Source organism: Cellulomonas phragmiteti (assembly GCF_016862775.1).
Lineage (GTDB): Bacteria > Actinomycetota > Actinomycetes > Actinomycetales > Cellulomonadaceae > Cellulomonas > Cellulomonas phragmiteti.
Window position 1 is genome coordinate 27,914 of record NZ_BONP01000006.1, and the last position, 17,814, is coordinate 45,727.

Annotated in this window: 19 protein-coding genes; 7 read left to right on the forward strand and 12 right to left on the reverse strand. The window is 73.7% G+C overall.

Features of this window, described 5'->3' with window-relative positions; translation table 11 throughout:
* Positions 1–14 precede the first annotated feature (14 nt).
* Positions 15–1,373, reverse strand: a complete 1,359-nt coding sequence (gene nhaA, locus Cph01nite_RS06710) for a Na+/H+ antiporter NhaA (RefSeq protein WP_203672540.1) — start codon at positions 1,371–1,373, stop codon at positions 15–17.
* Between the two features lie 75 nt (positions 1,374–1,448).
* Positions 1,449–1,895 (reverse strand): HIT family protein, encoded by a 447-nt coding sequence (locus Cph01nite_RS06715; protein ID WP_203672541.1) that lies wholly within the window; start codon positions 1,893–1,895, stop codon positions 1,449–1,451.
* A gap of 98 nt (positions 1,896–1,993) precedes the next feature.
* Here Cph01nite_RS06715 and Cph01nite_RS06720 point away from each other — a divergent pair, with 98 nt between their 5' ends.
* Complete coding sequence (locus Cph01nite_RS06720) at positions 1,994–2,818, forward strand: alpha/beta hydrolase (protein ID WP_203672542.1); 825 nt, start codon at positions 1,994–1,996, stop codon at positions 2,816–2,818.
* Between the two features lie 64 nt (positions 2,819–2,882).
* On the opposite strand, the gene Cph01nite_RS06725 is transcribed toward Cph01nite_RS06720, so the two are convergent.
* Positions 2,883–3,446: an NYN domain-containing protein gene (locus Cph01nite_RS06725; protein ID WP_203672543.1), complete on the reverse strand. Its 564-nt coding sequence runs from the start codon at positions 3,444–3,446 to the stop codon at positions 2,883–2,885.
* 117 nt (positions 3,447–3,563) lie between these two features.
* On the opposite strand from Cph01nite_RS06725, the gene Cph01nite_RS06730 reads away from it, so the two are divergent.
* Positions 3,564–4,070 (forward strand): MarR family winged helix-turn-helix transcriptional regulator, encoded by a 507-nt coding sequence (locus Cph01nite_RS06730; protein WP_239069094.1) that lies wholly within the window; start codon positions 3,564–3,566, stop codon positions 4,068–4,070.
* A gap of 100 nt (positions 4,071–4,170) precedes the next feature.
* Entirely contained in the window at positions 4,171–4,719 is a 549-nt protein-coding gene (locus Cph01nite_RS06735; RefSeq protein WP_203672545.1) for a flavodoxin domain-containing protein, read from the forward strand.
* 20 nt (positions 4,720–4,739) lie between these two features.
* On the opposite strand, the gene Cph01nite_RS06740 is transcribed toward Cph01nite_RS06735, so the two are convergent.
* Entirely contained in the window at positions 4,740–5,621 is an 882-nt protein-coding gene (locus Cph01nite_RS06740; protein ID WP_203672547.1) for a serine/threonine-protein kinase, read from the reverse strand.
* Between the two features lie 223 nt (positions 5,622–5,844).
* Between Cph01nite_RS06740 and Cph01nite_RS06745 the strand changes: the two genes are divergently transcribed.
* From Cph01nite_RS06745 to Cph01nite_RS06755, 3 genes are read left to right on the forward strand one after another with little or no spacing between them, the layout of a single operon-like run.
* Positions 5,845–7,008, forward strand: coding sequence for a ferrochelatase (locus Cph01nite_RS06745; RefSeq protein ID WP_239069095.1), 1,164 nt, complete (start codon positions 5,845–5,847; stop codon positions 7,006–7,008).
* Between the two features lie 43 nt (positions 7,009–7,051).
* Entirely contained in the window at positions 7,052–7,762 is a 711-nt protein-coding gene (hemQ, locus tag Cph01nite_RS06750; protein WP_373307549.1) for a hydrogen peroxide-dependent heme synthase, read from the forward strand.
* Between the two features lie 23 nt (positions 7,763–7,785).
* Positions 7,786–8,235, forward strand: coding sequence for an META domain-containing protein (locus Cph01nite_RS06755; protein ID WP_203672549.1), 450 nt, complete (start codon positions 7,786–7,788; stop codon positions 8,233–8,235).
* 27 nt (positions 8,236–8,262) lie between these two features.
* Here Cph01nite_RS06755 and Cph01nite_RS06760 read toward each other — a convergent pair whose 3' ends face one another.
* The 7 genes from Cph01nite_RS06760 to Cph01nite_RS06790 form a co-directional block, all read right to left on the reverse strand.
* On the reverse strand, positions 8,263–9,558 hold the full coding sequence (locus Cph01nite_RS06760; RefSeq protein ID WP_203672550.1) for a Glu/Leu/Phe/Val family dehydrogenase: 1,296 nt from the start codon (positions 9,556–9,558) through the stop codon (positions 8,263–8,265).
* Between the two features lie 35 nt (positions 9,559–9,593).
* Positions 9,594–10,073: a hypothetical protein gene (locus Cph01nite_RS06765; protein WP_203672551.1), complete on the reverse strand. Its 480-nt coding sequence runs from the start codon at positions 10,071–10,073 to the stop codon at positions 9,594–9,596.
* A 143-nt stretch (positions 10,074–10,216) separates the two neighbouring features.
* Positions 10,217–11,257: a LacI family DNA-binding transcriptional regulator gene (locus tag Cph01nite_RS06770; RefSeq protein ID WP_203672552.1), complete on the reverse strand. Its 1,041-nt coding sequence runs from the start codon at positions 11,255–11,257 to the stop codon at positions 10,217–10,219.
* Between the two features lie 154 nt (positions 11,258–11,411).
* Positions 11,412–12,320 (reverse strand): carbohydrate ABC transporter permease, encoded by a 909-nt coding sequence (locus Cph01nite_RS06775; RefSeq protein WP_203672553.1) that lies wholly within the window; start codon positions 12,318–12,320, stop codon positions 11,412–11,414.
* On the reverse strand, positions 12,317–13,327 hold the full coding sequence (locus Cph01nite_RS06780) for a carbohydrate ABC transporter permease (protein ID WP_203672554.1): 1,011 nt from the start codon (positions 13,325–13,327) through the stop codon (positions 12,317–12,319). The genes Cph01nite_RS06775 and Cph01nite_RS06780 overlap by 4 nt, the downstream gene beginning before the upstream one ends.
* A gap of 93 nt (positions 13,328–13,420) precedes the next feature.
* Positions 13,421–14,722 carry an ABC transporter substrate-binding protein gene (locus Cph01nite_RS06785; RefSeq protein ID WP_203672556.1) on the reverse strand — a complete coding sequence of 434 codons (1,302 nt, stop codon included), beginning with the start codon at positions 14,720–14,722 and terminating at the stop codon, positions 13,421–13,423.
* Between the two features lie 430 nt (positions 14,723–15,152).
* A complete protein-coding gene (locus Cph01nite_RS06790) occupies positions 15,153–15,683 on the reverse strand; it encodes a DUF2505 domain-containing protein (protein ID WP_203672558.1) in 531 nt (176 codons plus the stop codon).
* A 120-nt stretch (positions 15,684–15,803) separates the two neighbouring features.
* Here Cph01nite_RS06790 and Cph01nite_RS06795 point away from each other — a divergent pair, with 120 nt between their 5' ends.
* Positions 15,804–17,285 carry a sensor histidine kinase gene (locus Cph01nite_RS06795; protein ID WP_203672560.1) on the forward strand — a complete coding sequence of 494 codons (1,482 nt, stop codon included), beginning with the start codon at positions 15,804–15,806 and terminating at the stop codon, positions 17,283–17,285.
* Positions 17,286–17,423: 138 nt separating this feature from the next.
* On the opposite strand, the gene Cph01nite_RS06800 is transcribed toward Cph01nite_RS06795, so the two are convergent.
* Positions 17,424–17,672: a WhiB family transcriptional regulator gene (locus tag Cph01nite_RS06800; RefSeq protein WP_013117620.1), complete on the reverse strand. Its 249-nt coding sequence runs from the start codon at positions 17,670–17,672 to the stop codon at positions 17,424–17,426.
* Positions 17,673–17,814 lie beyond the last annotated feature (142 nt).

Consider the following 17,814-nt stretch of genomic DNA (forward strand, 5'->3'; position numbering starts at 1 on the left):
GGGCCCGGGGCGCGTCAGGCCGCCGAGCGCCAGGGCAGGGGCGGCAGCGCGGGGGGCAGCCGCGGGGGCGTGCACAGGGGCAGCCGCTCGCCGAGCCAGCGCAGCAGCGTCGACCCCGCGACGGCCGCGACCAGCGAGCCCGCGAGCACCCCGATCTTCGCGCGCTCGAGCAGCACCGGGTCGTCGAACGCGAGCTGGGCGATGAACAGCGAGATCGTGAACCCGATGCCGGCCAGGACGGCGCCGCCCAGCAGGTGACCCCAGCGCACCAGCCCGGGCAGGTCACCCAGGCCCAGGCGCAGCGCCAGCGTCGCGGCGCCCGTGATGCCCACGGCGTTGCCCAGGACGAGCGCGACGGCCACGCCCACGGTCAGGCGGGACCCGAACGCGTCGGCGAGCGTGGCGGGGTCGAGGCGCACACCGGCGTTGGCGAGCCCGAAGAGCGGGACGACGAGGTACGCGCTCCAGGGGTGCAGGACCCGCTGCAGCCGGTCGCCGGTGGGCACGGCCGCGCGCCCGGCGACCTCTGCGGCATGCTCGCGGTGCGCGCCGCCCTCGGACAGGAAGCGCCGCGCCTGCACCGCGACCTCGTGGCGGCGGCGCTCGTGCGGCACCGACGTCGGCACGAGCAGCCCGACCAGGACGCCCGCGATCGTGGCGTGCACCCCGGACGCGAGGACCGCGACCCACAGCGCCAGGCCCACGACGACGTGCGGCGTGAGGCGCCACACGCCGCGGCGCCGCAGCACCAGCAGCACGACGACCAGGGCGCCGGCGGCGGCGAGCGCGCGCGCGTCGACGTCGTCCGTGTAGAACACGGCCATCGCCGCGATCGCGCCGATGTCGTCGACGATCGCGAGGGTGAGCAGGAAGAGCCGCAGCCGGTCGGGGCAGCGGGGACCGAACAGGGCGAGGACGCCCACGAGGAACGCGGTGTCGGTCGACATGACCACGCCCCACCCGCGGGCGGCCTCCGTGCCGGCGTTGAACGCGAGGAAGACGAGCACGGGGACGAGCAGCCCGCCGAGCGCCCCGAGCGCCGGCACGGCGACGGCGCGCGGGTCCCGCAGCTCGCCGCGGGTCGCCTCCCGGTTGATCTCGAGGCCGACGACGGCGAAGAAGACGGCCATCGCGAGGTCGTTGACCCAGTGCTGCAGGTCGAGCTCGATGCCGACGTCGCCGACGAACACGCCGGCCGGCGTGTGCCACAGCGCCGTGTACGCCTCGCGCCAGGGGGAGTTGGCCCACACGAGGGCGGCGACGGTGGCGACGAGCAGCACGACGGCGCTGCCCGCCTCGGTGGCGAGGAACGCGCGCAGCGCGGGGCCGTGGGCCGCGGTGCGCGTGCCGGTGCGGTGCAGCACGCGCGACATCCGACCGGTGCGCGCGGCGGGGGCGCTCAGCGGGGCCCTCCGGGGGCGGCGGGCGACGTCACGCGGCCCCCGTGCTCACAGAGCGGGGGAGGCCGCATCGGCGGGGACGTGAGCGCCGTGCCCGGCCGCGCGCAGCGCGGTGCGCAGCCGCTCGGCCGCCGCGTCGAGGTCGGCCGCGGGCACGTCGTGGCGGGCGTGGGCGAACGAGAGGCTCGACTCGTCCCAGGCGGGCAGCACGTGCAGGTGCAGGTGCGGCACCTCGAAGCCCGCGACGAGCAGCGCCGCGCGCGGGGCGTCCCACGCCGCCCGCTGCGCGAGCCCGACGGTCTTGGCGACGCCGACGAGGTGGGCGAGCAGGTCGTCGGGGGCGTCGGTGAGCTGCTCGACCTCGGCGCGGGGCACGACGAGCGCGTGGCCGTCGGTGATCGGGGCGATCGTGAGCAGGACGACCGCGCGGTCGTCGGCCCACACGAAGCGTCCGGGGATCTCGCCGTCGATGATGCGGGTGAACAGCGTCGGCATGGACACACGCTAGCGCGTCGCCGCCCGTGGGAGGTCTGAAACGTTTACGCCGACGCCTGCGCCTTGTCCCGGGGCTGTCGACCGCCTAGGAATCGCATGTGCGTCTGCTACCCGTCCCCCTGCCCCCCCGTCCGACGACCACCCACCTGCGGTCCGCCGCCGTCGCCGCGCTCGCGCTGGGACTGCTGACCGCGTGCTCCACCGGCACCGAGCCGCAGACCGGCGTGGCCGCCCCGACCGCCACCGCCGCCGACCCGGCGCCCGACCCGACGATGCTCGAGGACGCCCCCGTCGACATGGTGCCCGCCCCGGCACCCGAGTGCCTGTCCGAGGGTGTCGCCTACGCCACCGTCGGCGAGGGTGACACCGCAGCGTCCATCGCGTGGGCGGGCGCCGGCGAGCGCGGCGTGCTGTTCGCCCCGCCGGTCGACGGCGACGTGTGCCAGTGGTCCGGCGAGCTGGTCCGCCTCGCGGCCGAGGGCTACCTCGTGGCCACGTACGACTGGGGCGCGTCCGGCGAGGCGGGCTTCCGGGCCGCGCTCGACGTGCTGCGTGCCACGGGGGCGGAGCGCGTCGCGTTCGTCGGCGCGTCCGCCGGCGGCACGCTCGCCGCCGGCCTCGCCGACGACCTCGAGGCGGTCGCGGTCGTCGCACTGAGCCCCCCCGCCACGTACGGCGAGGTCGACGCGCGCGCCGAGGTCAGCCAGTTCGCCGGGCCGCTGCAGGTGTTCTCCTCGACCGACGACCCCCAGGTCCCGGCCGCGGACAGCGCCCTGGTCGTCCGCAACGACAGGACGTCGATCGTCACGGAGGTCTCCGGGACGGCCCACGGGATCGAGTTCATGGCCCCGGACGCCGACCACGCCGACCACATCCGCTCGATCATCGACGACGCCCTCACGGAGGGCTTCGGCGAGGGCTGACCCCGCCCGCCCGCGCCGCGACCGTGACGGCCGCCCCGCTCCCGCGGGGCGGCCGTCACGTGTCTCACAGGTAGCGCAGCGGGTCGAACTCCTCGAGCGGGATGATCCGCAGGCGCGGGAGCTGCACGTTGAACGCCGAGACGTCCGACTCCAGGTCGAAGGTCTGCAGACCGCGGGCCGTCAGGCTCGCCAGGGCCTGGCTCGTGAACTCCCGGAACGCCAGCAGGCCGACGCGGCGTCCGGCGTCGACCAGCTGCGCGACCTCGGGGGCGAAGTCGCCGTCGTGGCTGGCGAGCAGGACGTCCCCCTCGCGCGCCGAGATCGCGTCGAGCGTCCGCTTGATGCCGATGTCGACGACCTTCTCGTACGACTCTCCCGACAGCGGGATCGGCACGAACCCGATGGCGGTCAGCGCCTGCACGAAGGACATCGGCAGCGTGCCGTTGGACGCGTTGAGGAAGAACAGCGCCTTGACCGGCTGGTCCCACGTCTGCTGCGCGAAGCTGAGCACACGCTCCCAGCGCGGCCGCTGCTCGGGTGTCGGACGGCCACCGAGGATCGAGGAGCCGAGCGTCGCGTCGATGTTCTCGCCGTCGACCAGCAGGTACGTGGTGCCCGTCTCGCTCATCGCCCCAGCGTAGACGGGGCCGGCCCCGGCGGAGCGACGCGTGGTGACATGATTCCTGCTCGTCGAGGTGCGACGGGGACGACGACGGCGACGCTCGCCGGGGCGAGGGGTGGTCCGATGGTGGTGGAGGGCGGCGCCGGGTCGGACGTCCGGGCGTCCGTGGCCGCGTGGGAGGCGCTCTTCCGTGCCCAGGTGACGCTCGTGCGCCGCTTCGCGCGGCACGACGTCTGGGGCGGGATGAGCATGCGCGAGTACGACGTGCTGTTCACGCTGTCGCAGGCCGAGGGTCGGGCCCTGCGGCTGCGCGAGCTCGCGCAGTCGAGCCTGCTGACCCAGCCCAGCCTGTCGCGGCTCGTCGACAGGCTCGAGGCCGACGGGTGGGTGCGGCGCGGCCCCGTGCCGGGCGACCGTCGCGGCAAGGCGGTCCACCTCACAGCCGCGGGGCTGCGTCGGCAGCGGGAGATCGGGCGTCGCCACGCCCGGTCCATCGACGCGCTCGTCGGTGGCGCGCTCGACGCGGACGAGCTCGCGACGCTCGAACGGCTGTGCACCCGGCTGCGTCTGGCGCAGCGCGACCTGCCCGATCCCGTGCCGCTGACCGCCGACGACCCGTCCGACGGCTGACGTCCGCGCCCGCCCGGGGACCTCCGGCCCACGAGATGCCCGAGCCCCGCGACCACGATGGGACCCGGAGGGCACCGGGCCCGACGGCGAGGGAGGGACGATGCGCATCCTGCTGGCGGTGGCGTCGCGCCACCACGGGACGTGGGAGATCGGCGAGGTGATCGCGCGGCGTTTGCGCGAGCGCGGGCACGACGTCGACCAGCGGGCACCGGAGGACGTGCCGACGGTCGCGGGTCATGACGCGGTCGTGATCGGCTCCGCCGTCTACACCGCGCACTGGCTGCCCGCCGCGCGCGAGCTCGCCGACCGGTGCGCCGAGGAGCTGCGCACCCGGCCGGTGTGGACGTTCTCGTCCGGCCTGGCCACGCAGCCCGCCAACTCCGCGAACTCCCCGCTGGAGGTCGCCGCACTGCGCGAGCGCATCGGGGCGCGTGCCCACCGCAGCTTCCGCGGCCGGCTCGACCGCTCCGTCCTGTCGTTCACCGAGCGGGCGATCATCGCCGGTGGCCGGGCACGCGAGGGCGATCACCGGGACATGGCGGCCGTCACGGCCTGGGCCGACGAGATCGCCGACGCCCTCGCCGCCGTGCCGCCGGAGCACCGGTCCGCGGCTGCGTCGCGGCCCGCCGTCGGGACGCGGCTGCGCTGAGCGCCCGACGCCGGGGGAGCTCAGGAGACCCGCAGCGTCCGTTCACGCTGCCGGCGCAGCGCCCGCAGCTCGGCGGCCGCGGCCACCATCGTCGGGCGCTGGGCCGGCTCGGACCGCGTCATCGCACGCAGCAGCGCGGCGAAGTCGCGATCGACGTCGTCGGCGATCTGCGGGCCGTGCAGCAGCCTGGCCAGGGACGCCGTCAGGGGGTCGCCCGGGTACGCACGGCGCCCGGTCAGGCACTCCAGGAGCACCAGACCGAGCGAGTAGACGTCGCTGGCCGGCCCGGCGGGCTCGCCGAGCGCCTGCTCGGGGCTCTGGTAGCTCGCCGTCGCGCGGTCGTCGGCGCGGCTCGCGGGCGGGGCGGCGCCGGACGCCGCGATCCCGAAGTCCGCGAGCACCACCGGCAGGATCGGGGCGTCGCGCCGGCCCGAGGCAGGCGTCGTGTCCGCCACCAGCACGTTGGAGGGCTTCACGTCACGGTGGATGACGCCCGCGCGGTGCGCGTGGGCCAGTCCCTGGGCGAGCTGGTGCCCGACGTCGGCGGTCGTGCCGGCGTCGAGCGGACCGTCCGCGACGAGCTCGCGCAGGTTGCGGCCCTCGACGAGCTCCATGACGAGGAAGGCCACGGGGCCGGTCCCGGGCGCCACGTCCGCCCCGACGTCCAGCAGCGCGACGAGCGAGGGGTGGGAGAGGTCGGCCAGGACGCGCGCCTCCTGGGCGTAGCGGCGCACCTGCGCGGGATCGGCGCCGGAGAGCCGGAACAGCTTGATGGCGACGGGCCTGTCGAGCCGTGTGTCGATGGCCCGGTGGACCTGCGCCGAGCCGCCCTCGCCCAGCCGGTCGCCGAGCACGTAGCGGCGCGCCAGCTCGGGCGCCGCATGCCGTCCGGCACGCGTCACGGCTTCCTCATCGGTCGGGCTCCGGTCCTCTCGTGTCCCGGCGCGCAGGAGATCGCGCCAGATCGACGGTAGGGCCGGGAACGTGCCCCCGCACCCCGAGCCACCCGACCGGGTGACCACCGCCGTGCGGAGGTGACACCGTGTCGCGACAACGTCACGTCGCCGACACCCGTCGTGGCCGGGCGGTACGCGGGTCCAGTGGGATGATCGGACCGTGCCTCCCGTGACGCCCCCCACCACCGACCAGCCCGTGGACCCGTCGGCCGGCCTGGCGCCCTACGACGCCGTCCTGCTGTTCTCGTTCGGCGGTCCCAACGGACCCGACGACGTGATGCCGTTCCTGCGCAACGTCACCGCCGGCAAGAACATCCCGGACGAGCGCCTGGCCGAGGTCGCCGAGCACTACCACCACTTCGGCGGACGCAGCCCCATCAACGAGCAGAACCTCGCCCTGCGGGCCGCGCTCGAGGCCGAGCTGCGCCGCCGCGGCCTCGACCTGCCGGTGGTGTGGGGCAACCGGAACTGGGAGCCGTACACGCGCGACGCGCTGGCCGAGGCGCGCGCCCTCGGTGCCCAGCGGGTCGTGGCCCTCGTCACGTCGGCGTACTCGTCGTACTCCGGCTGCCGGCAGTACCGCGAGAACCTGTGGACGGCCCTGGAGGAGATCTCCCCGACCGGCGACGGCGAGCCGCTCGTCGTGGACAAGGTGCGGTCCTACTTCAACCACCCGGGGTTCGTCCGGGCCAACGTCGACGCGGTGGTCGAGGCGTACGCGGGGGTGCCCGCGGACGCCGCGTGGCCCCGCCTGGTGTTCGTCACCCACTCGATCCCCGACACGATGGAGGCCGCGTCCGTGGTCGCCGGCGCGTCCTACCGCGAGCAGCACCTGGACGTCGCCGAGACGGTCGCGACCGCTGCCGGGCAGCGGCTCGGCCGCCCCGTCGAGTGGGACCTGGCGTACTGCTCACGCTCCGGCCCGCCCAGCCAGCCGTGGCTGGAGCCCGACGTCAACGACCACCTGACGGCGCTCGCCGCGGCCGGCACCACGTCCGTGGTGCTGTCGCCGATCGGGTTCGTCTCCGACCACATGGAGGTCGCGTTCGACCTCGACACCGAGGCGCTCGCGACCGCCCAGGAGCTGGACATGACCGCGGTGCGGGCCGACTCCGTCGGGGTGCGCGAGCCGTTCGTGCGCGGCCTGGCCGACCTGCTGCTCGAGCGCGCGGCCATCGCGCGCGCCGACGACGCGGGCGTGCCGCGCCCGGCCCAGGCGACCGAGGGCGGCCTGCCGCCGTTCCGGTCGGTCTGCTTCCCGGGCTGCTGCCGCATGCGCGACGGCGTCGACTCCGGCCGGCCGGCCGCCTGCTCGACCGACCCCTGGTCCTGACGCACCCCCGCACCGCCCCGACCCACCTGCCGACGGAGCCCCCGTGACCACGCCCGCCACCACGCCCGACGCCGACGCCCTCAACTCGACGATCCGCTACACCATGTGGTCCGTCTTCGCCGTCGACGGTCCGCTGCCCGCCGACGACGACGCCCGCGCCGAGGTGGTCGCCGACGCCCTGCGTGCCGTCGCCGCCGACGACGGGCTCGTCGTGCGGGGCTGGTACGACGTCGCCGGCCTGCGTGCCGACGCCGACCTCATGGTCTGGTGGCACGCGGAGACCGTCGAGCAGGTGCAGGGCGCCTACCACCGTCTGCGGGCCAGCGCGCTCGGCGCGGTCCTGACCCCGGTGTGGTCGGTCGTCGGGCTGCACCGCCCGGCGGAGTTCAACCGCGCCCACGTCCCGGCGTTCCTCGCGGGGGAGCCGGCGGGCGACTACATGTGCGTCTACCCGTTCGTCCGCTCCTACGAGTGGTACGTGCTGCCCGACGACGAGCGGCGCCACATGCTCCACGAGCACGGCGCCGCCGCACGCGACTACGCCGACGTGCGCGCCAACACGGTGGCGTCGTTCGCCCTGGGGGACTACGAGTGGCTGCTGGCCTTCGAGGCCACCGAGCTGCACCGCATCGTCGACCTCATGCGCGACCTGCGTGCGACGCAGGCCCGCCTGCACGTGCGCGAGGAGGTGCCCTTCTACACGGGCCCGCGCGTGGAGCTCGCGGACTGGGTGCAGCGTCTGCCGCGCGCCTGAGCCTGCAGGTGTCATGATCGAGCATGCGCGACGACGGGCACGACCAGCCGACCTCCGTTGATCCCTCGGGTGCTGTCCCCGACGTGCCGTGGTTGCACGGCACGTGGCGCGTGCTGCGCGTCGACGGTGCCGACCTCGCCGACGGTCTGCAGGAGCCCCCGTGGCTCACGTTCGACGGTGACGGCGTCGTCTTCGGGTACGCCGGCGTGAACCGCGTGCGCGGGACGTGGCAGCTCACGGACGGGACGCTGGCCTTCGGTCCGGTGGTGGCCACGCTCATGGCCGGTCCGCCCGCCGCCACGGCCACCGAGCGCGCCGTGCTCGGCCTGCTGCAGGAGGGCGGCGTGGTCACGCCCGGGGACGACGCCTTCGCGGTGCGCGGTCCCGGCGGGCGCACCGCCGAGCTCGTGCGCGCGCCCGCCGACACCGGTGACCCGGTCCACGTGGACGGGGAGCCGCACGTGCTGCTCTGAGGCGCGGGCCGTGGCGGGCCGCCGCCCTCAGGGGTACAGGCCGCGGATGAGGTGGGCCTCCGCGACGCGTCGGACCCCGATCGTCATCGCGGCCTCCCGCAGGGTGACGGACTCCGCGCGCGCGAGGTCGGCGACGGCCTCGTGGCTCGCGAGCATGCGGTGCTCGAGCCGGTCGGCGATCTCCCGCTCGGTCCACCAGTACGCCTGGTTGGCCTGCACCCACTCGAAGTAGCTGACGACGACGCCCCCGGCGTTGGCGAGGATGTCGGGCACCACGACGACCCCGCGCTCGGCCAGCACACGGTCACCCTCGCTCGTGGTGGGGCCGTTGGCGCCCTCGACGACCCAGCGCGCCTTGACGTGACCGGCCGTCTCGCCGTCCAGCACCCCCTCCACGGCGGCCGGCACGAGCACGTCCACGTCGAGGGCCAGCAGGTCGTCGTTGCTGACCGCGTCGGCGTCCGCGAACCCGGTGACCGAGCCGGTCCTCGTCACGTGCTCGATCAGGGCCGTGACGTCGAGCCCGTCGGCGCGGCGCACCCCCCCGTGCTCGTCGCTGACGGCCACGACGCGGGTGCCGGCCTCGTGCAGCAGGCGGGCAGCGTGCGACCCGACCTTGCCGAAGCCCTGCACGGCCGCCGTGACCTCGGCCAGCTCCACGCCATCGGCGCGCAGGGCAGCCCGCGCCGTGTGGACCACGCCCTGCGAGGTGGCCGTGGGACGTCCCAGCGACCCGCCGACCGCCAGCGGCTTGCCCGTCGTGACCGCCGGGATCGTGAACCCGCGGTTGACCGAGTACGTGTCCATGACCCAGGCCATCGTCTGCTCGTTGGTCCCGATGTCGGGGGCCATGATGTCCCGCTCGGGCCCGATGATCGGCATGATCTCGCTGGTGTAGCGCCGGGTGACGCGTTCGAGCTCGGCGGCCGAGTGGGCGTGCGGGTCGATCGTGACGCCCCCCTTGGCGCCCCCGTACGGCACGTCGACGACCGCGCACTTCCAGGTCATCCACATCGCGAGGGCACGGACCTCGTCGAGGTCGACGCCCGGGGCGTAGCGCAGGCCGCCCTTGCCGGGGCCGCGCGAGATGTTGTGCTGCACGCGGTACCCGGTGCACACCTGCACCGCGCCGTCGTCCCGGCGCAGCGGGACGGCGACGCGCAGCTCGCGTCGTGGCGTCGCGAGCACCTCGTGGAGGCCGGCGTCGTAGCCGAGGATCTCGACCGCACGCGCGAGCTGGGCCTGCGCGGTGGCCAGGGGCGCGGCCCCGGGGTCGGGGTGGACCGGTGAGCCGGGGGACGGGGAGGAGGTGGCGTGACCCATGCCTCACCCTGGCACGTCGGCCGGGCGGGCACCCGTCAGCAGAGGCGGATGTCCGTGACCCACCGGACGACGTTGCCCCCGAGGTGCCGGCTGTGCCGCGCGGGCACCAGCACGCACATCCCGAGCGTGCCGTCCGAGTACAGCGGCGCGACGAACAGGTTGCCGGGGCGGCAGTTGATCACGCGGGCGGACCAGGGCGACGGGAACGTCAGGTAGTACGAGGAGAGGTAGGCGCACCAGGCGTCCTCGTCCTCGATCGTCGCCAGCGGGCCCTGCGCCGTCCCGCGGGGCAGCGGCGGTGACGGAGCGGGCTGGGCCGCCTGCTCGACCGTGGGTGCCGTTCCTGGCGCGACGCCGGCTGTCGCGGCGGTCGGCAAGGCGATCGCGACGAGCATGACGGCTGCCAGGGCGCTCGCGGCCCGCCGTGTGCGGCGCCGCCGGCGCTCGAGGTCCGCCCGCTCGTGCCGCGTGGTCGGGAGTGTGGGGTGCCGTGAGGTGGTGGGGGTGCGGCGCACGGCGTCTCCTCTCGGCCCGGGGGCCGCCGTCGGGGACGCCGCACCCCGTCGTGCGGCGTCGCGACAACCCTGGCGCGAGGCCGTGCGCCTGTCAAGGCGTGCCCACACTCTGTCAGTGGCCCGTCTTGCTGGACCGGCGACGGTCAGGCGGAGGCGCGCACCACCAGCTCGGGCGCGAAGATCAGCGGCTCCGCGTTGGGGCCCCCGTGCAGCTGGTCGAGCAGCCGGGCGCCCGCGGCGCGGGCCATCGCCACGACGGGCTGGATGACGCTGGTGAGGGGAGGCGTCGTCGACGCGGCGACCCCCAGGTTGTCGTAGCCGACGATCGCCACGTCGCCGGGGACCTCGCGGCCGAGCTCCGCCAGCACGCCGAGCGCTCCGGTGGCCATGAGGTCCGAGGCGATGAAGATGCCGTCCACGTCGGGGAACTGCGTCAGCAGCTCCCGCGCGGCGCGCGCGCCGGACGTGATGGTGAAGTCGCCGTGCACGACGGCCTCCTGGTCCAGGCCCGAGGCCTGCATCGCCTGTCGCCACCCGGCGAGGCGGTCGATCCCCGCGGACATGTCCTGGGGTCCGGCGATCGTGGCGATCCGACGGCAGCCGCGGTCGATGAGGTGCTGCGTCGCGATCCGTCCACCCTCGGTGTTGTCGGTGTCCACGTACTGCACGTCCTCGTCGGACGCGGACAGCGGGCGACCGACGAACACGTTGGGGACGCGCGAGGCGAGCAGCGCCCGGTCGAGCTCGTCGTCCCGGTGGTGCGACACCACGATGGCGCCGTCCACGTGCCCGTTGCGCAGGTAGCGGATCGTCCGCTCGCTCTCACCCGGTCGCGCGATGACCAGGACGACCTGGATGTCGGAGTCGGCGAGCGAGGTGCTCAGGCCGTTGAGGGTGCCGGCGAAGAAGGGGTCCGACAGGACGCGCTCGTCGGGCTCCGGCACGACCAGCGCGATCGAGTCGGTCCGGCGTGTCACGAGCGAGCGTGCGGCACGGTTGGGGGTGTACCCGAGGTCGGCGACGGCGGCCTCGACGGCCGAGAGGGCCTCGGGGGAGACGCGGAGCCCACCGTTGATCGCGCGGGACGCCGTCGAGCGCGAGACGCCTGCCCGCTCCGCGACCTGCTCGAGCGTGGGCGCGGCGGGCCGTGACGGGTCCGTGCGCGTCGAGAAGTTGTCGACCACCGTTGGTCATCCCCTCTGTGGCTGCACTCGGGCAGCGTGATGGTTCTCCTGGCCTTGGTCCGCGCGCCGCACGACGCGAGGGTACCTGCGGAGCCGCTCCGTCCCGGGGTCGGGCGCCCGCGTGGCGGGCGCCCGACCAGGTGCGACGAGCGGATCAGCCCTTGACGGCGCCCGCCATGATGCCGGCGACGAGCTGGCGACCTGCGACCACGAACAGCAGCAGGAGCGGGATCGCGGACAGCACGACACCCGCCATGATCAAGGACATGTCCTTGAAGTAGGACGCCTGCAGCAGCTGCAGCGCGACCGGGAGCGTCGGGTTGCTCGAGCCCAGGACGATGAACGGCCAGAAGAAGTTCGTCCACGACCCGACGAAGGCGAACAGACCGAGCATGATCGCCGCCGGTCGGGCCGCCGGCAGTGCGATGCTCCAGAACGTGCGGATCATCGACGCACCGTCGACCCGGGCCGCCTCGATCAGCTCGTAGGGGAGCGCGGACTCCAGGTACTGCGTCATCCAGAAGACACCGAAGGCCGTGACCAGGCCCGGCACGATGACGGCGACGAGCTTGCTGAGCCAGCCGAGCTCGGCCATGACGATGAACAGCGGGACGATGCCCAGCTGCGTCGGGACCGCCGTGGTGGCGATGACGAACAGCAGCAGGCCGTTGCGCCCACGGAACCGCAGCTTCGCGAACGAGAACCCGGCGAGCGTCGAGAAGAGCACCACGGACGCCGAGGTCGTGACCGCGACGATGATCGAGTTCGTCAGAGCCTTCCAGAAGTTGATGTTCGCAGACAGCACCTCGTTGACGTTCGCGAGGAAGTTGCCGCCCGGGATCAGCGACGGGATCGGGTTCTGCGCGATCGTCGCCGAGTCCGAGCTCGCGAGCAGGAAGGCGTAGTAGATGGGCGAGACGAAGACGACGATCGCGAGGGTGAGGAACAGGTACGTGACCCAGCCGGGGCGTCGCTCCGACCCGTAGCCCCGCGAGCGGTTGGCCGCACGGGCCGCGCTGGCGCCGGCGGTCTGCCGGATGAAGGGGACCGAGGGCGCGCTCATCGCTTGACCTTCTTCCGTCGTGGTTCCTTCGGAGTCGACTCGGACGCGATGCGGCGGGTGAGCCAGAAGTTGAGCATGCCGACGGCGAGGATGATGAGGAACAGCACCCACGCCACGGCGGCCGCTCGGCCGAAGCTCTTGGAGTTCCCGAAGCCGAGCTCGTAGATGTACATCGTCACGGTCATCCACTGCCGACCGGGGCCGCCCTGACCGAGCTGGTCGAACATGCGCGGCTCGTCGAAGATCTGCAGTCCACCGATCGTCGAGGTGATGACGACGAAGATCAGGGTGGGGCGGATCTGCGGGATGGTGATCGAGAAGAACTGCCGCACGCGCGTCGCACCGTCGATGACCGCGGCCTCGTAGAGCTCGCGGGGGACGGCCTGCATGGCGGCGAGCAGGATGAGGGTGTTGTAGCCGGTCCACCGGAAGTTGACCATGGTGGCGACCGCGAAGTGGGACGGGAGCACCGCTCCGTGCCACTTGATGGGGTCGACGCCGAAGAACCCGAGGACGGCGTTCGCCAGACCGGACTGGTCGGCGAAGACCTTGCCGAAGATCAGCGAGACGGCGACGGGGGCGACGACGTAGGGCACGAGCACGCCCATCCGCCAGAACGTCCGGGCCCGCAGGTTCGCGTCGAGCAGGGCCGCGAGGACGATCGCGATCATGAGCTGGGGGATCGTCGACAGCAGGAAGATGCTGAAGGTGTTGCGCAGGCCCTTCCAGAAGTTCGGCTCCTGGAACACGAAGGCGAAGTTGTCGAAGCCGACGAAGTCGCCCTGCCCGCCGAGCAGGTGCCAGTCGTACACCGAGACGTACGCGGTGTATGCCAGGGGGAACAGGCCGGTGAGCGCGAACAGGATGAAGAAGGGCGAGATGTACAGGTAGGGCGAGACCTTGACGTCCCAGCGGCCCAGCGTCTGGCTGAAGCCGACACGGCGCGGGTCGCGCGGGGAGTCAGGCAGCCGGCGCCCGGCGCGCGGCTGCGTGGTCGAGGTGGCCATGGGGGTCCTCCGGAGACTCAGGGGAGACGCGCTCGGGGCCGGGCCGGTGGCGGTCGCCACCGACCCGGCCCCGAGTGTTCAGGTCAGGTCAGGTCAGCCGAGACCCTCGACCACCCCGACGAAGGTCTGCCACTGAGCGGCCGGGTCGGCGCCGTTGACGTCGACCTCGACGATCGCGTTGGAGATCGCGTCCTGGATCGTGAAGTACTGCGGGCCCTTGAAGGGCACGACGACGTCCAGCGCGCGGTTGGCGAGGATCTCGCCGACCGGGGCGTTGTTGAAGAACTCGTTGGTCGCCGACTTGATCTCGTCGGACTCGAGCGCCTCGACCTGGCTCGGGAACGTGCCCTTGTTCTGGAACGCCTCGATCTGCTGCTCGGGCGCGGTCAGCCACGCGGCGAGGTCCTTGGCGGCCTCGACGTTCGCGCCCTGCGTCGGGACGGTCAGGAACGAGCCACCCCAGTTGCCGGAGCCGCCGGGGAAGACGTCGGCCAGGTCCCAGCCGGTGACGCCGGCCGCGTTGCCCTCGATGACGCCGAGCATCCAGCCCGGGGCGAGCATGACGGCGAAGCCGTCCGTCTGGAACGAGTTCGTCCAGTCGTCGCTCCACTGGCTGAAGTGCGCGGACAGGTTGTCCGTGACCGCAGCGGTCGTGACCTGGGTGTACATCTCCTCGATGCGCGGGTTGTCCAGCGCGATGACGTCACCGGTGTCGGGGTCCTCGTAGGCCGCCTCCTCCTGGTTGACCATGCCCTGGTAGATGGCGCTGGCCGAGTCGAAGAACGGCTTGCCCGTGGTGGAGGTGTACTGCTTGCCGACCTCGAAGAAGCCCTCCCACGTGGCGGAGTCGCCACCGAAGAGCTCGGCGACGGCCTCACGGTCGGACGGCAGACCGGCGGCCTCGAACAGGTCGGCGCGGTAGGCGATGCCCTCCGGGCCGATGTCCGTGCCGTAGCCGATGAGCTTGCCGTCGGGCGTCGTCGCCTGCGCGACCTTCCAGTCGAGCCAGCGGCCCTCGACGTCGGGGGAGGACAGGTCCTCGAAGTAGTCCGGGTACTGCAGCAGCTCGGGCAGCCAGTCGACCTCGATGGCCTCGATGTCCGAGGTGCCCGAGCCGGCGGCGAGCCGCGTGTTGAGGTTCTCGCGCGCCTCGTTCGACGTCGCGGCGACCTTCTGCTCGATCGTGATGCCCGGGTTCTCCGCCTCGTAGCGGTCGAACATCTCGTCGGTGTAGCCGAACTCGTTGAAGGTGGCGACCGTGAGGGTGATGTTCCCGCCGTCCGCGGTCTCGTCACCCTCGCCTGCGTCGTCGCTCGAGGAGCAGGCGGTGGCGACGAGGGCGATGCTCGTCACACCTGCTGCGAGCGCCCACGCCTTGCGTGTGGTCTTGCGCACAATGACTCCCTTGTCAGTCGGACGGCTACGTCGCCGTACATCTTGTCCGCGTCCTGCCCGGCAGCCGTTCCCGGCTGGATCGGGTGTCGCGCGGTGGGGCTGTCGGGCCCCGGCGCGGGTGCACTCCTCGGACCGTGTCGCGGGAGCGTTCCCATGCACTGCGGGACACCTTCGTCCCGGAGATGGTCGGGTGTCAAGGAGGGGGAGGCGCGGTCGGGTGGTGGTAGCGGTTCCACACCGACGTCGCTGCAGGTCAGCGCGATTTCCCACGCCTCCCACGTTATCCAATCGTTACTGCTCGGAGACCTCCCCGTGCCCCCATACGGGCGAAGGTGTCGGCGGTACGGTGCGGGGTCGCCGGGGGGACGTCCCACCCGGGACGAAAGGTGAGGAAGTGGACGTGGGGGGGCCGCGACCCCGCGGCGACCGGTCAACCGCGCGCGGTGCCGGCCCCGTCGGCCCGGTCGCCGGCCAGCCAGCGCGCGGCGACCGCCTGCTCCTCGAGCAGGGCGGCCCGGACGGCCGAGCCCGCCGCCTCCTCCACCGCGCCCCCGAACAGCGGCACGGCGGCACGGACCTCCCCGTCGTAGACGACCTGCGACGCGTCCGGTCCCACGACGCTCAGCGTCGTCCGGCCGGTGAGCCGCACCGGGGCCCCGGCGATCTCCACCACGACGGTCCCGGCACGGGAGCCGTCGGGGGCGGGCGCCTCCCACGCCTCGACCTGACGGACGTCGATCCGGTCGCCGACGAACGCGCGCAGGTGGGCCGGGATCTGCTCGGTGGGCAGGGCGCGCCGCGTCGTCACCGTGAAGGCGGCGGTGGCGTCGCCCGTGACGTCCACCTGCTGCTCGACGGCGCCGGTGGCACGGACCTTGGCGTGGACGTACGCCGGGTCGGCCAGCAGGAGGGCGGCACCGTGCACGTCGGTGGGCAGGTCGATCGTCACGTGCAGCTGCACCGCAGGACCCCCGGGGATGTGTGCTCCCGGGTCCGCGCGGCCGCGCGGACCCGTGACGGGGCCGCGCCCGCGAGGACCTCGTCGTCGTCGAGCGTAGCCGTCGCTGCGTACCCTGGGCGGGTGTCCACGCTGAGCGACCTCGTCACGCGTCACGGTGCGCTCGACGCCGCCGACCTGGAGTGGCTCCACCTCCTGGTGGGCGACTGGCAGGTCGTGTCCGACCTGGCGTTCGCCGACCTCGTGCTGTGGCTCCCCACCGCCGACGGCGACTTCATCGCGGTGGCGCAGTGCCGTCCGTCGACGGGGGCGACCGTGCACTACGACGACGTCGTGGGCTCGCGTCCGCCCGAGGGGCAGGTGTCCCAGCTGCGCCGGGCGCTCGAGGAGCAGGCGCCGCAGCGGTCGCGCGAGCCCCGCTGGTTCGGGTCCTACGCCGTGCGCGAGGAGGCCGTGCCGGTCGTCCGCGGCGGCAGGTCGATCGCCGTGCTGGCCCGCCAGACCAACCTCGGAGGGGCGCGCACGCCCTCGCGCCTCGAGCTGAACTACGTCGAGGCGGCCGACGACCTCGTCGGCATGGTCGCGCGCGGCGAGTTCCCCGCCCCCGACGCGCCCACCGGGCCGCGGCGCGGTGCACCGCGTGTGGGCGACGGCCTGGTGCGGCTCAACGGGGAGGGCGAGGTGCTCTACGCCAGCCCCAACGCCCTGTCGTGCTTCCACCGCCTGGGGGCGCTCGGCGACCTCGTCGGCAGGTCGCTCATCGAGGTCACCTCCGACCTCATCGAGCAGAACGCGACCGTGGACGAGTCGATGCCGCTGGTGCTCATGGGCCGGGCGCCGTGGCGCGTGGACGTGGAGGCGCGCGGCGTGGCCCTCTCGCTGCGCGCCGTCCCGCTGACCGAGCGGGGTCAGCGCACGGGTGCGGTGCTGCTGTGCCGTGACGTCTCGGAGCTCCGGCGCCGCGAGCGCGAGCTCATCACCAAGGACGCCACCATCCGGGAGATCCACCACCGGGTGAAGAACAACCTGCAGACCGTGGCGGCCCTGCTGCGGCTGCAGTCGCGGCGCATGAGCTCGCCCGAGGCGCGCGACGCCCTCGGTGAGGCCATGCGGCGCGTCGCGACGATCGCCCTGGTCCACGAGACCCTCTCGCAGACGCTCGACGAGAGCGTGCCGTTCGACGACCTGGTGGGACGGAGCCTGCGCCTCGCGGCGGACGTCGCGACCGCCGGCGCGCACGTGCGGACCACGGTCCGCGGGTCGTTCGGTGCCGTCCCGGCCGAGGACGCGACCGCGCTCGCGCTGATCCTCACCGAGCTGGTGACGAACGCGGTCGAGCACGGGCTGGCCGGCCGTGAGCACGGGACGGTCGAGATCGTCGTCGAGCGGGACGGCAACCAGCTGCGCGTCGAGGTCGTCGACGACGGCGCCGGCGTCCCGGACGGCAAGGGCGCGGGGACGGGCCTGGGGACGCAGATCGTCTCGACCCTCGTGCGCAACGAGCTCGGCGGCTCGATCGCGTGGCGAGGGCGCGAGGGCGGCGGCACGTCCGTGGTCATCGAGGCCCAGCTGCGCCAGGGCAGGGACGCGGCGACCGTCGCGTGACGTGCGGGTGACGGCGGCCACGGCGGGCTGACGGTCGGCGCGCCCGGGCCGGGACGACGAGAGGGCCGCCCGGACGGGCGGCCCTCTCGTGGGTGGTCGACGGTCGTCGGCGGTGCTGCGTGCCGGACGGGCCGCTGCTCAGCCGGCGCGGCGCTGGCGCGCGGTGCGGCGCTTGAGCGCCCGGCGCTCGTCCTCGGACAGCCCGCCCCACACGCCGGCGTCCTGGCCGGTCTCGATGGCCCACTTGAGGCAGGTGTCGACGACGTCGCAGCGACGGCAGACGGCCTTCGCCTCCTCGATCTGCTGCAGCGCGGGGCCCGTGTTGCCGATCGGGAAGAACAGCTCGGGGTCCTCGTCGAGGCAGGCTGCGCGGTGACGCCAATCCATGGGGCTCTCCTTGGCACACGCATGCCGGCGCGCCGGGAGGCGCGCACGCGGCAGTGCATGGGATCAGTGGTGGGGGGGAACGTGCTGCACCAAGCGTCACACCGGACAGGTCGGCGCACAAGGGTTACGGCAACGTTTCATG

What these genes read in the sequence shown, in the direction of transcription:
- Cph01nite_RS06715 (WP_203672541.1), bottom strand. Translation starts at nt 1,895, where the DNA reads ATGCCGACGCTGTTCACCCGCATCATCGACGGCGAGATCCCCGGACGC.
- Cph01nite_RS06755 (WP_203672549.1), top strand. Translation starts at nt 7,786, where the DNA reads ATGCGCGACGACGGGCACGACCAGCCGACCTCCGTTGATCCCTCGGGT.
- nhaA (WP_203672540.1), bottom strand. Translation starts at nt 1,373, where the DNA reads ATGTCGCGCGTGCTGCACCGCACCGGCACGCGCACCGCGGCCCACGGC.
- Cph01nite_RS06760 (WP_203672550.1), bottom strand. Translation starts at nt 9,558, where the DNA reads ATGGGTCACGCCACCTCCTCCCCGTCCCCCGGCTCACCGGTCCACCCC.
- Cph01nite_RS06725 (WP_203672543.1), bottom strand. Translation starts at nt 3,446, where the DNA reads ATGAGCGAGACGGGCACCACGTACCTGCTGGTCGACGGCGAGAACATC.
- Cph01nite_RS06775 (WP_203672553.1), bottom strand. Translation starts at nt 12,320, where the DNA reads ATGAGCGCGCCCTCGGTCCCCTTCATCCGGCAGACCGCCGGCGCCAGC.
- Cph01nite_RS06735 (WP_203672545.1), top strand. Translation starts at nt 4,171, where the DNA reads ATGCGCATCCTGCTGGCGGTGGCGTCGCGCCACCACGGGACGTGGGAG.
- Cph01nite_RS06730 (WP_239069094.1), top strand. Translation starts at nt 3,564, where the DNA reads ATGGTGGTGGAGGGCGGCGCCGGGTCGGACGTCCGGGCGTCCGTGGCC.
- Cph01nite_RS06780 (WP_203672554.1), bottom strand. Translation starts at nt 13,327, where the DNA reads ATGGCCACCTCGACCACGCAGCCGCGCGCCGGGCGCCGGCTGCCTGAC.
- Cph01nite_RS06800 (WP_013117620.1), bottom strand. Translation starts at nt 17,672, where the DNA reads ATGGATTGGCGTCACCGCGCAGCCTGCCTCGACGAGGACCCCGAGCTG.